The organism is Brachybacterium sp. UNK5269 (genome assembly GCF_049266655.1).
Taxonomy (GTDB): Bacteria; Actinomycetota; Actinomycetes; order Actinomycetales; family Dermabacteraceae; genus Brachybacterium.
This window is the reverse complement of record NZ_CP184883.1, coordinates 2,494,205-2,506,373: the sequence shown is the minus strand read 5'-3', so window position 1 is coordinate 2,506,373 and position 12,169 is coordinate 2,494,205. Positions and strand designations below refer to the sequence as shown.

Annotated in this window: 10 protein-coding genes and 2 pseudogenes; 8 read left to right on the top strand and 4 right to left on the bottom strand. The window is 72.6% G+C overall.

All coding sequences use genetic code 11. The features are described from left to right. The first annotated feature begins 5 nt into the window (after window positions 1–5). The 6 genes and pseudogenes from ACOJUI_RS11730 (at window position 6) to ACOJUI_RS11705 (ending at window position 5,768) form a co-directional block, all read left to right on the top strand. Window positions 6–470 (top strand): MaoC/PaaZ C-terminal domain-containing protein, encoded by a 465-nt coding sequence (locus ACOJUI_RS11730; protein WP_422115139.1) that lies wholly within the window; start codon window positions 6–8, stop codon window positions 468–470. After that, window positions 470–1,597, top strand: a complete 1,128-nt coding sequence (locus tag ACOJUI_RS11725) for a UDP-N-acetylmuramate dehydrogenase (RefSeq protein WP_422115138.1) — start codon at window positions 470–472, stop codon at window positions 1,595–1,597. The genes ACOJUI_RS11730 and ACOJUI_RS11725 overlap by 1 nt, the downstream gene beginning before the upstream one ends. Before the next feature lie 78 nt (window positions 1,598–1,675). Then, the gene (glyA, locus tag ACOJUI_RS11720; RefSeq protein WP_422115137.1) at window positions 1,676–2,944 is read left to right on the top strand and encodes a serine hydroxymethyltransferase; all 1,269 of its coding nucleotides are present in this window, start codon (window positions 1,676–1,678) and stop codon (window positions 2,942–2,944) included. Between the two features lie 99 nt (window positions 2,945–3,043). After that, window positions 3,044–3,939: pseudogene (locus ACOJUI_RS11715) on the top strand (bifunctional methylenetetrahydrofolate dehydrogenase/methenyltetrahydrofolate cyclohydrolase). A 37-nt stretch (window positions 3,940–3,976) separates the two neighbouring features. Beyond that, window positions 3,977–4,798, top strand: a complete 822-nt coding sequence (locus ACOJUI_RS11710; RefSeq protein WP_422115136.1) for an exodeoxyribonuclease III — start codon at window positions 3,977–3,979, stop codon at window positions 4,796–4,798. 97 nt (window positions 4,799–4,895) lie between these two features. Then, window positions 4,896–5,768: an alpha/beta fold hydrolase gene (locus tag ACOJUI_RS11705; RefSeq protein WP_422115135.1), complete on the top strand. Its 873-nt coding sequence runs from the start codon at window positions 4,896–4,898 to the stop codon at window positions 5,766–5,768. Window positions 5,769–5,892: 124 nt separating this feature from the next. Here the strand turns inward: ACOJUI_RS11705 and ACOJUI_RS11700 are convergent, their stop codons facing one another. The 4 genes and pseudogenes from ACOJUI_RS11700 to sdhC form a co-directional block, all read right to left on the bottom strand. Further along, window positions 5,893–6,654 carry a succinate dehydrogenase iron-sulfur subunit gene (locus ACOJUI_RS11700; protein WP_422115134.1) on the bottom strand — a complete coding sequence of 254 codons (762 nt, stop codon included), beginning with the start codon at window positions 6,652–6,654 and terminating at the stop codon, window positions 5,893–5,895. Continuing rightward, window positions 6,654–8,428 (bottom strand): annotated as a pseudogene (sdhA, locus tag ACOJUI_RS11695) (succinate dehydrogenase flavoprotein subunit). Before sdhA ends, ACOJUI_RS11700 begins: the two are co-directional and overlap by 1 nt. A gap of 79 nt (window positions 8,429–8,507) precedes the next feature. Beyond that, window positions 8,508–8,966, bottom strand: coding sequence for a succinate dehydrogenase hydrophobic membrane anchor subunit (locus ACOJUI_RS11690; protein ID WP_422115133.1), 459 nt, complete (start codon window positions 8,964–8,966; stop codon window positions 8,508–8,510). Between the two features lie 2 nt (window positions 8,967–8,968). Further along, window positions 8,969–9,346 carry a succinate dehydrogenase, cytochrome b556 subunit gene (sdhC, locus tag ACOJUI_RS11685; protein WP_422115132.1) on the bottom strand — a complete coding sequence of 126 codons (378 nt, stop codon included), beginning with the start codon at window positions 9,344–9,346 and terminating at the stop codon, window positions 8,969–8,971. A gap of 283 nt (window positions 9,347–9,629) precedes the next feature. Between sdhC and ACOJUI_RS11680 the strand changes: the two genes are divergently transcribed. Together ACOJUI_RS11680 and ACOJUI_RS11675 are read left to right on the top strand one after the other, a co-directional pair. Next, window positions 9,630–10,796, top strand: a complete 1,167-nt coding sequence (locus tag ACOJUI_RS11680) for a mannose-1-phosphate guanylyltransferase (RefSeq protein ID WP_422115131.1) — start codon at window positions 9,630–9,632, stop codon at window positions 10,794–10,796. 84 nt (window positions 10,797–10,880) lie between these two features. Next, a complete protein-coding gene (locus ACOJUI_RS11675; RefSeq protein ID WP_422115130.1) occupies window positions 10,881–12,143 on the top strand; it encodes a M20 family metallopeptidase in 1,263 nt (420 codons plus the stop codon). The last annotated feature ends 26 nt before the right edge of the window (window positions 12,144–12,169 follow it).

The following is a 12,169-nucleotide window of genomic DNA, read 5'->3' as shown; positions in this document are numbered from 1 at the left end:
CACCCATGACGTCCACGCCCACGCCCGCCGCCCCGCCGACCCTCGCCGACCTCACCGTCGGTCAGGAGATCGCCCGCACCCGGCACGAGATCACCCGCGACACCCTGGTGCGCTACGCCGGGGCCTCCGGTGACTTCAACCCCATCCACTACAACGACGCCGTCGCCACCGAGGCGGGCCTGCCGGGGGTCATCGCCCACGGCATGCTCACCATGGGCACCGCCATCACCGGGCTGCTCGACGCGCTCGGCGACCCGAGCGCCGTGCGGGGCTACTCGGTGCGCTTCACCCACCCGATCCCCGTGCCCCCCACCGGGTCGGTCACCCTCGAGGTCGTCGCCGTCGTCGGCGCGATCGACGAGCAGGCCGGCACCGCCCGCGTGGATCTGACCGCGCAGGTCGACGGCACCAAGGTGCTCGGCCGAGCACGCGCCACCGTGGCCCTGGCCGCGGCCGGGACGGACGCCTGATGAGACTCTCGGACCTCACCACCCTCCGCCTCGGCGGCGAGATCGCGCACCTCGTCGAGGCGCGCACCGCCGAGGAGGTCATCGAGGCCGTCGCCGCCGCCGACGCCGCGGGGGAGCCGTTGCTGGTCCTCGGCGGGGGCTCCAACCTGGTCGCCTCCGACGAACCCTTCGAGGGCACCGTCGTGCTGCTGCGCGATCCCGAGGACCCGCCGCTGCTGGACGCCATGTGCGAGATCAGCCCCTCGGGGGAGCCCGACGGCATCGCCGTGGATCCCGCCGAGCTGACGCCGCTGGACCCCACCTGCGGAGGGGCGATCGCCGAGTACTTCGCCGGGGTGAACTGGGACCGGGCGGTGCGCTACGCGATCGCCCGGGAGATGATCGGGATCGAGGCGCTCTCGGGCATCCCCGGCTCCGTCGGCGCCACCCCGATCCAGAACGTCGGCGCCTACGGGCAGGAGGTCGCCTCGACCATCTCCCGGGTGCGCACCTGGGACCGCGAGAAGAACGCCGTGCGCACCTTCTTCGCCGCCGACTGCCGGTTCTCCTACCGTGACAGCGTCTTCAAGCGCACCCCCTACGCCGGACCGGTCCCCTCCGCCACCGGCCGCTACGTGGTGCTGTCGGTGACCTTCCAGCACACCATCGGGCGCCTCTCGGCCCCCATCCGCTACGCGCAGCTCGCCGACGCCCTCGGGGTCCCGGTGGGAGCCCGCGCCCCGATGAGCGAGGTCCGCGAGGCGGTCCTGGCCATCCGGGCCGCCAAGGGCATGGTGCTGGATCCGGCCGACCACGACACCTGGAGCGCCGGCTCCTTCTTCACCAACCCGATCCTGGAGGCGGCCGATGCGGCCCGGCTGCCCGCCGCGGCGCCCCGCTTCGACGCCGGCGACGGCCGGGTCAAGACCAGCGCCGCCTGGCTGATCAGCCACTCCGGCATCGAGCGCGGCCACGCCGTGGGGGAGCGCGCGGCGGTCTCCACCAAGCACTCCCTGGCGCTGACCAACCGCGGCGGCGCGAGCAGCGACGAGCTGGTCGCCCTGGCCCGTGACGTGCAGGAACGGGTGCAGCGGAGCTTCGGGATCCGCCTGGTGCCGGAGCCGGTCCGTCTCGGCCTCGACCTCTGAGCCCGGCGACGCCACCGTCCGCCTAGGATGGCCCGGGGGCGCCCGTCGTCGCCCCGCCCCGTCACCGCAGGAGGCCCCGTGAACTCGTTCGATCAGTCCATCGCCGATCTCGACCCGGAGCTCGCCCAGGTCCTGGACCGCGAGCTCGCCCGCCAGCAGCGCACCCTGGAGATGATCGCCAGCGAGAACTTCGTGCCGCGCGCCGTGCTGCAGGCCCAGGGTTCGGTGCTGACGAACAAGTACGCCGAGGGATATCCGGGCCGGCGCTACTACGGCGGCTGCGAGGAGGTCGACGTCGCCGAGCAGATCGCGATCGACCGGGCCAAGGCCCTCTTCGGCGCCGAGCACGTCAACGTCCAGCCGCACTCGGGTGCCAGCGCGAACGCCGCGGTGATGCACGCCCTGGCCCGTCCGGGCGACAAGCTGATGGGCCTCTCGCTCGCCCACGGCGGCCACCTCACGCACGGCATGAAGATCAACTTCTCGGGCCGCCTCTACGACATCGTCGCCTACGAGACCGAGCCCGGCACCGGGCTGATCGACATGGACAAGGTGCGCGAGCTGGCGCTCGCCGAGCAGCCCAAGGTGATCGTCGCCGGCTGGTCCGCCTACACCCGCCAGCTCGACTTCCCCGCCTTCCGCGCCATCGCCGACGAGGTCGGCGCCGCGCTGTGGGTCGACATGGCGCATTTCGCGGGCCTGGTCGCCGCCGGTCTGCACCCGAGCCCCGTCCCCTACGCGGACGTCGTCTCCACCACCATCCACAAGACCCTCGGCGGCCCCCGCTCCGGCATGATCATGTGCACCGAGCAGTGGGCCAAGAAGATCGACTCCGCGGTGTTCCCCGGCCAGCAGGGCGGCCCGCTCATGCACGTCATCGCCGCGAAGGCGGTCGCCCTGAAGATCGCCGCGACCGACGAGTTCAAGGACCGCCAGCGACGCACCCTCGAGGGCGCCAAGATCCTCGCCGAGCGCCTGCAGGCCGAGGACGCGAAGGCCTCCGGCGTGAAGCTGATCTCCGGCGGCACCGACGTGCACCTGGTGCTGGTGGACCTGGTCGACAGCGAGCTGGACGGCCAGCAGGCCGAGGACCGCCTCCACGAGGCCGGGATCACCGTGAACCGCAACGCCGTCCCCAACGACCCCCGTCCCCCGCGGGTCACCTCGGGCCTGCGCATCGGCACCCCGGCCCTGGCCACCCGCGGCTTCGGCGCCGCGGAGTTCACCGAGGTCGCCGACATCATCGCCCTGGCCCTGACCGGCGGCGAGGACATCGCCTCGCTGCGCCGCCGCACCGCCGCCCTGGCCGACGCCAACCCGCTGTACGCCGACCTCGAGCAGTACTGAGCGATCCCCGCGGGGCCCGGCAGCGCGACGCCGGGCCCCGCGGCCGTCCGACCCCAGCGCGCAGACCCCGCCCCGATCCCCACATCCCAGGAGAGCGCCATGACTGCTCAGATCCTCGACGGCAAGGCCACCGCGAAGGCGATCAAGGAGGAGCTGGCCGCCCGGGTGACGCGCCTGGTCGACGCCGGCCACCAGCGGCCGGGGCTGGCCACCGTGCTGGTGGGCGATGATCCGGGCAGCGCCGCCTATGTGCGCGGCAAGCACCGTGACAGCGAGCAGATCGGCCTGAACTCCCTCCAGGAGCACCTCCCGGCCGATGCCACCCAGGCCGACGTCGAGGCGGTCGTGGACCGGCTCAACGCCGACGCCGCCTGCACCGGCTACATCGTGCAGCTGCCGCTGCCGAAGCACATCGACACCGACGCGATCCTCGAGCGCATCGACCCCGCCAAGGACGCCGACGGGCTCCACCCCACCAACCTCGGCCGACTGGTGCTGAACGCGTACACCCCGATCAGCACCCCGCTGCCGTGCACCCCCGCGCGGTGATCGAGCTGGTCGAGCGCCACGGACTGGATTTCCGCGGCAAGGACGTCGTGGTCGTCGGCCGCGGCGTCACCGTCGGCCGCTCGATCGGCGCGCTGCTGACCCGCCGCGAGCACAACGCGACCGTCACCCTCTGCCACACCGGCACCGCCGACCTCCCGGCGCAGCTGCGGCGCGCCGACGTGATCGTCGCCGCCGCCGGCGCCGCGCACCTGGTGCGACCGCAGGACGTGAAGCCCGGCGCGATCGTGCTCGACGTGGGCGTCTCGCGCCAGGAGGACCCGGCCGGCGGCAGGGCCACGCTGGTGGGCGACGTCGACCCCGCCGTGGCCGAGGTCGCCGGATGGATCAGCCCCAACCCCGGCGGTGTCGGCCCCATGACCCGGGCGTTGCTGCTGAAGAACGTGGTCGAGGCGGCCGAGCGGGCCGCGGGCATCACGCAGGACTGACCCGGTCCCGGCCGCGGGGCCTGGGATACTGGTGGGCATGAGCTTCACCATCGCCACCGTCAACGTCAACGGCCTGCGGGCCGCCGTCCGCAAGGGCATGCCGGACTGGGTCGCCGCGACCAGCGCCGACGTCATCACCCTGCAGGAGGTGCGCGCCCCGGACGAGCTGGTCGCCGATCTGGTGGGGGAGGGCTGGTCCACCGCCTCGGAGGCCTCGCTGCTCAAGGGCCGCGCCGGGGTCGCGATCGCGGTGCGCTCGGCCCGCGACGACGTGGACCTGGAGGCCGTGCGGCGCGGGATGCCCGGGGTCGAGGGGGATGCCCACACCGGCCGCTGGCTGGAGGCCGACCTCTCCGATCCCCTCGGCGACGGGCGGGACCTCACCGTGGTCTCCTGCTACCTGCACTCCGGGACCGTCGAGAAGCCGCAGACCATGATCGACAAGTACGCCTTCCTCGACGCCATGATGCTGCGGCTCGAGGAGCTGCGCTCCCAGGGCGGCCATGTCGTGCTCACCGGTGACATCAACATCGCCCACACCGAGTGGGACATCAAGAACTGGAAGGGCAACCTGAAGAGCGCCGGATTCCTGCCCGAGGAGCGCGCCTACCTCGACCGCCTCACCACCGAGGCGGGCTTCGTCGACGTCCACCGCGCCCTGCACGGCGACGGCCCCGGCCCGTACACCTGGTGGTCCCAGCGCGGCAAGGCCTTCGACAACGACTCGGGCTGGAGGATCGACTACCAGCTGGCCACCGAGGACCTCGCCGCCCGCGCCGTCTCCGCCCAGGTCGACCGTGCCCCGAGCTACGACGCCCGCTGGTCCGACCACGCGCCGCTGGTGGTCACCTACTCCTGAGCGGCACCGGCCGACGGGGCCTGTGCCGGCGCCGGATCCTGGCCTAGGGTGGTGCCCGACCGGCTCGCCCGGGCCGGCGGACTGCCAGGAGACCGCGATGGACGCCACGACCCGCACCCTCGCCGTGGCCGACGCCGAGATCGTCCACCACGTCCACGGCCCGCTGCCTCCGGCCGACGGCGCCCCGGCGCTGCTGATGATCGGTCAGCCGATGACCTCCGAGGGCTTCGGGGAGCTCGCCGCCCGGTTCCCGGACCGCACGGTGATCACCTACGATCCCCGCGGACTGGGTGCGAGCCGCCGCGCCGACGGACGCACGGACAACTCCCCGCAGACCCAGGCCGAGGACCTGCACGCCCTGATCGGGGATGTCGGCGGGCCGGTCGAGATCTTCGCCAGCAGCGGGGGAGCGGTCACCGGCCTCGCCCTCGTGGCCGCGCATCCGGAGGATGTCTCCGTGCTCGTCGCCCATGAGCCGCCCCTGCTGCGGATCCTCCCGGATGCCGAGGCCGCCGTGCGCGCGGAGGCCGCCGTCACCGAGGCGTACCGACGGCGCGGCTGGGGCGCCGGGATGGCCGCCTTCATCGCCATGGTGACCTGGCCGGGCGAGTTCGGCGACGCGTTCGCGAGCCGTCCGCTGCCGGATCCGGCCCGGTTCGGTCTGCCCGAGGCGGACGACGGCTCGCGGGAGGATCCGCTGCTGTCGGGGACCAGCGCCGCGATCACCGGGTACCTGCCCGACGTCGAGGCCCTGGGCCGGGCCTCGACGCGGGTGGTGATCGCTGTCGGCGAGGAGTCCGCCGGGGTCCTCACCGGTCGCACGGCGAGGGCCGCCGCCGAGCTCCTCGGCACCGAGCCGGTGGTCCTCCCCGGTGGCCACGGAGGGTTCCACACCCTCGATCCGATGCACCCCGGGCGGCCCGGACCCTTCGCGGAGCGCCTGCGCGAGGTCCTGGCCGGCGCCCGCTGATCAGCAGGTCCGGCCGACCGGAGGCACCGGGCCGGGGACACCGGGCCGGGACAGGACGACGCCCGCCCGGGAGGACCCGGGCGGGCGTCGTCGCGAGGGGGGCGTTCCCGCGGGAACGTCCGGGTCAGACGCGGCCGGTGATCACGGCCTGCTTGACCTCGGCGATCGCCTTGGTGACCTCGATGCCGCGCGGGCACGCCTCGGTGCAGTTGAAGGTGGTGCGGCAGCGCCACACGCCCTCCTTGGAGTTCAGGATCTCCAGTCGCTGCTCGCCGGCGTCGTCGCGGGAGTCGAAGATGAAGCGGTGGGCGTTGACGATCGCGGCCGGGCCGAAGTACTGCCCGTCGGTCCAGAACACCGGGCACGAGGACGTGCACGCGGCGCAGAGGATGCACTTGGTGGTGTCGTCGTAGCGCTCCCGCTGCTCGGGCGACTGCAGTCGCTCCCGGCTGGGCTCCTGGCCCTTGGCCACCAGGAACGGCATCACCTCGCGGTAGGACTCGAAGAACGGGTCCATGTCCACGATCAGGTCCTTCTCGACCGGCAGGCCCTTGATGGGCTCGACGGTGATCGGCTTCTTCAGGTCCATGTCCTTCAGCAGCGTCTTGCAGGCCAGGCGGTTGCGGCCGTTGATCCGCATCGCGTCGGAGCCGCAGATGCCGTGCGCGCAGGAGCGGCGGAAGGACAGCGAGCCGTCCAGGTGCCACTTGATCTCGTGCAGGGCGTCCAGCACACGGTCGGTGCCGTGCATGGTGACGGTGAAGTCCTCCCAGTGGATTCCCTGGTCGTCATCCGGGTTGTAGCGCGCGATGCGCAGCGTCACCTCGAACGAGGGGATCTCGCCGGCACCCGTGTCGGCCTCGGGCTTCTCAGCAACAGCAGTCATCAGAACGTGCGCTCCTTCGGCTGGTAGCGGGTGATCACGACGGGCTTGGTGCCCAGACGGATCGAGGTCCCCTCGGCACCCTCCTCACCCGGCAGGGTGCGGTAGGCCATCGTGTGCTCGAGGTAGTTGACGTCGTCGCGCGTGTCGTAGTCCTCGCGGAAGTGACCGCCGCGGGACTCCTTCCGGTTCAGCGCGCCGAGCGTCACGATCTCGGCGAGGTCCAGCAGGAAGCCGAGCTCGACGGCCTCCATGAGGTCCAGGTTGTAGCGGCGGCCCTTGTCCTGGATGGCGACCGTCTCGTAGCGGTGCTTGAGGTCCTTGATGCCGGCCAGGGCCGCACGGCAGGTCTCGTCGGTGCGGAACACCTGCACGTTGAGGTCCATCAGCTCCTGCAGGTCGCTGCGGATGTCGGCGATGCGGTCCTTCGTCGCCGGACGGTCGCGCAGCCGGTCGAGCAGCTCGACGGTGGGGGCCTCGCCGCCCTCGGGCAGCTCGGCCAGCTCCACGGTGGCGGCGTGCGCCGCGGCCGCGATGCCGGCCCGGCGGCCGAAGACGTTGATGTCCAGCAGCGAGTTGGTGCCCAGGCGGTTGCCGCCGTGCACCGACACGCAGGCGGTCTCACCGGCCGCGTACAGGCCCGGGACGACGTCGGTGGCGTTGCGCAGCACCTCGCCCTGGATGTTGGTGGGGATGCCGCCCATGCCGTAGTGCGCGGTGGGGAACACCGGCACCGGCTCCGTGTACGGCTCCACACCCAGGTAGGTGCGCGCGAACTCGGTGATGTCCGGGAGCTTCGCGTCGATGTGCGCGGGCTCGAGGTGGGTGAGGTCCAGCAGGACGTAGTCCTTGTTCGGACCGCAGCCACGGCCCTCGCGCACCTCGTTGGCCATCGCCCGGGCGACCACGTCGCGGGGGGCGAGGTCCTTCAGGGTGGGGGCGTAGCGCTCCATGAAGCGCTCCATGTCGCTGTTGCGCAGGATCGCGCCCTCGCCGCGGGCCGCCTCCGACAGCAGGATGCCCAGGCCCGCCAGGCCCGTGGGATGGAACTGGAAGAACTCCATGTCCTCCAGCGGGATGCCGCGGCGGAAGGCCATCGCCGGTCCGTCACCGGTGAGGGTGTGGGCGTTGGAGGTGGTCTTGAAGATCTTGCCGAAGCCGCCGGAGGCGAACACCACGGACTTCGCACGGAAGACGTGGATCTCGCCGGTGGCCAGCTCGTAGGTGACCACGCCGGCGGCGCGCACCCCTCGTCGCTGCGGGGATCACCGGTCATCAGCACGTCGAGCACGTAGTACTCGTTGAAGAAGTCGACCTCCTGCTTGACGCAGTTCTGGAACAGCGTCTGCAGGATCATGTGGCCGGTGCGGTCCGCGGCGTAGCAGGCGCGGCGCACGGGCGCCTCGCCGTGCTCGCGGGTGTGCCCGCCGAAGCGGCGCTGGTCGATCTTGCCGTCGGGGGTGCGGTTGAAGGGCAGCCCCATCTTCTCCAGGTCCAGCACCGCGTCGATGGCCTCCTTGGCCATCACCTCGGCGGCCTCCTGGTCGACCAGGTAGTCACCGCCCTTGACGGTGTCGTAGGTGTGCCACTCCCAGTTGTCCTCCTCGACGTTGGCGAGGGCGGCGCACATGCCGCCCTGCGCCGCGCCGGTGTGGGAGCGCGTGGGGTAGAGCTTGGTGACGACCGCGGTACGGGCGTGCTTGGAGGACTCCAGCGCCGCGCGCATACCGGCGCCGCCGGCACCGATGATGACCACGTCGTAGTTATGGGTCTGCATGTGTGGTGACTGCTCCGTTTCGAGGTCGACCGGGTGAAGAGGCGGGGGACGGTCGGTCGGGCCCGACCCCCGGAAGGCGTCAGCCCTCGCAGAAGGAGGGCAGCAGGCTCGGCTCGGCGCCCGCCGGGCACGGATCGAAGGTGAAGATCACCAGGGTGCCGAGGATGAGCGTGACGATGACCGCGAAGTACAGCAGGGCCTTGAGGACCATCCGGGTGCGGCCGCCGCGCGCGTAGTCGCTGATGATGGTGCGCACGCCGTTGCCGCCGTGGATCAGGCCCAGCCACAGCATCAGCAGGTCCCAGACCTGCCAGAACGGGGAGGCCCACTTGCCGCCGACGAAGGCGAAGTCGATGCCCTTGACGCCCTCGCCGAGCCACAGGTTCACGAACAGGTGGCCGAACACGAGGATCACCAGCAGCACACCCGAGGCGCGCATGAACAGCCACGACACCATCTCGGTGTTGATGCCGCGCTGGCCGGTGCGGCGGTAGCGGGTGCGGGGATCGGGGATCGACTGCTTGGTCTGTGCACTCATCGTCACGCTCCGAACATGTGCATGAGGTGGCGGGGGAGGAAGCCGGCCATGAGGACGGCCCACACGATCACGACACCCCAGAAGAGGCCGCGCTGGTGGTTCGTGCCCCGGGACCAGAAGTCCACGAGGATGATGCGCAGGCCGTTGAGGGCGTGGAAGAGGATCGCCCCGACCAGTCCGACCTCGCCGAGGCCGAACACGACGGTCTTGTAGTGCCCGATCACCTCGTTGTACGCCTCGGGGGAGACCCGCACCAGCGCGGTGTCCAGGACGTGCACGAGCAGGAACAGGAAGATGAGCATTCCTGAGACGCGGTGTGCGACCCAGGACCACATGCCCTCGCGACCGCGATAGAGCGTCCCGGTTTGGGCTGAAGCCACGGAGATCCTCCAGAAGCGTCGGGTTGGCGCCGGGAGCGGGATGGGTGGTCACGTGGTGCGGCGCGCGGCCCCGGAGGCGTGGAACCGGAGGGCCGTCGCGGCAGCGATCGCCGCTGGACGACCTTTTCACGACATGGCGACATCATCATCGTCCCCGACAGGGGCAGAGCCAGACTAGCACCAGGTGACGTGCCGTTCGGGCACCGCGAGGCGGCGGTCGGCTGCCCCTCCGGAGCCCTCCGGAGGCACGCCCGGGGAGTGCGGATGCGCCTACGCTGGCCAGATGCCCCAGGCACCCTTCGTCCCCGTGATCCCCGCCGGCGGGGCCGGCACCCGGCTGTGGCCGCTCTCACGTCGTTCGCGGCCGAAGTTCCTGCTGGACCTGACCGGTGAGGGGTCCTCGCTGCTGCAGCAGACCGTGCGCCGGCTGGCGCCGCTCGCGGACCATCCGCCGCTGGTGGTCACCGGGGCTGCCCATGCCGCAAAGGTGCGCGATCAGCTCCGCGGCCCGGCGGGCGCCGCGGCCCGGGTGATCGCCGAGCCCTCGCCCCGCAACTCGATGCCCGCCATCGCGCTGGCCGCCGCGCTGGTCGAGCGCGAGCAGCCGGAGGCCGTCATCGGCTCCTTCGCCGCCGACCACCTGATCGACGACCAGTCGGCCTTCGCCCGGGCGGTGACCGCGGCGCGCGCGGCCGCCGAGCTCGGCTACCTGGTGACCCTCGGCATCGCCCCCACCCACCCGGCCACGGGCTTCGGGTACATCGAGCAGGGCGCCGGGGAGGGGACGGCGGACGCCGATCGCGCCCTGCGCGCCGCCGGCGCCCGCCCGGTGGCCCGCTTCGTGGAGAAGCCGGACCGGGAGCGCGCCGAGGAGTTCCTGGCCACCGGGCGCTTCCTGTGGAACGCGGGGATGTTCGTGGTCCGCGCCCGGGTGCTGCTGGACGAGCTCGCGGCGCAGATCCCCGCCCTGGCCGGCGGCGCCCGCGAGATCGCCGCCGCGCACGGCACGGACCGCGGCGCCGAGGTGCTGGCCCGGGTGTGGCCGCGGCTGACCGCGATCGCGATCGACCACGCCCTGGCCGAGCCGCTCGCCGCGGACGGCAGGGTCGCGGTGGTGCGCGCCGACTTCGGCTGGGACGACGTCGGCGACTTCGCGGCCCTCGCCCGCCAGCTGCGGCGCACCCCGGCGGCGCCGGCGCCGGCGCCCGGCAGCGCCGACCCGCCGCCGAACGGTGATGTCCGGGTGCTGGGAAGCGCCTCCGTCGATGCCGTCTCCTCCCGGGCCACGGTGTACGGTGCCACGGATCGTCACATCGCCCTGGTGGGGCTGGACGGCATCAGCATCGTGGACACCGAGGACGCGCTGCTCGTGCTCGCCGACGACCACGCCCAGGACCTGGCGGGACTGATCGCCCACCTCGACGGGCGCGGGCTCGGCCACCTGCGCTGACGTCGGCCGCACGTCGCGGACCCGCGAGCGGCGCACCGCGACGACGAGGGCACCGACCCTCCTTCGGAGAGGACACTCGAGACCATGGGCAGTGCAGGGGTGGAGCGCTCGCAGCAGGGGCCGGCGGGCAGCGCGCAGCAGCGGTCGATGCTGGGCCCGGAGGGGCTCATCGCCCGCACCGTCGCCGAGAAGGCCGAGGAGCTGCGGCAGACGCGCCGCCACCTCCATCGCCACCCCGAGCTCTCCCATCAGGAGCACGCCACCACCGATTTCGTGGTGGAGCGGCTGGCCGAGCTGGGGCTGAGTCCGCAGCGGCTGCGCGCCACCGGCGCGATCTGCGACATCCCCGGCTCCGACCCGACCCTCGAGCCGCTGGCGCTGCGCGCGGACATGGACGCGCTCGGCATCCCCGAGCTGACCACCGTCTCCTACCGGTCCACCGTCGACGGCGTCTCCCACGCCTGCGGGCACGACGTCCACATGAGCGCGGTGCTCGGCGCGGCCACCGCGCTGGTGCGGGTCGCCGACGCCGGGGCGCTGACGCGCGGCGTGCGACTGGTGTTCCAGCCCTCCGAGGAGATGCACCCCTGCGGCGCCCTGGACCTGATCGACCAGGGGGTGCTGGACGGGGTCGACTCGATCCTCGCGCTGCACTGCGACCCCAGCGTCGACGTCGGCCACATCGGCCTGAAGTCCGGCCCCATCACCTCGGCCACCGACCCGGTGCGGATCCAGGTGCGCGGCGCCGGCGGCCACACCTCCCGCCCCCACCTCACCCAGGACCTGGTCTACGCGCTCGGCTCGATCGCCACCCAGCTGCCGGCCGCGCTGACCCGGCGCATGGACCCCCGCTCCGGCGTGAACCTCACCTGGGGCAGCATCCATGCCGGCTCCGCCTTCAACGCCATCCCCAGCAGCGGCACCCTCGAGGGCACGCTGCGCTGCCTGGACCACGAGGCCTGGGACCAGGCCGAGGAGCTGCTCGAATCGGTGCTGGCCGATCTGGTGCGGCCCTGGGGGATCGAGGCCCGGGTCAGCCACGACCGCGGCGTCCCGCCGGTGTCCAACACCCCCTCCAGCGTCGGCGTGCTGGCGGCCGCGGTGACCGGTGTGCTGGGCCGGGAGAACCTCGATCCCACCGCGCAGTCGCTCGGCGGCGAGGACTTCGCCTGGTACCTCGAGAAGGTCCCCGGTGCGCTGGCCCGGCTGGGCACCCGCACCCCGGGCGGGCGCAGCTACGACCTCCACATGGGCGACCTGATGATCGACGAGCGGGCGATCGGGATCGGCGCCTCGGTGCTCGCGGCCGCCTGCGTGCAGCGGGACCTGATGCCGGCCACCGCCTGAGGGGTGACCTGCCCCGTTCACCGCCC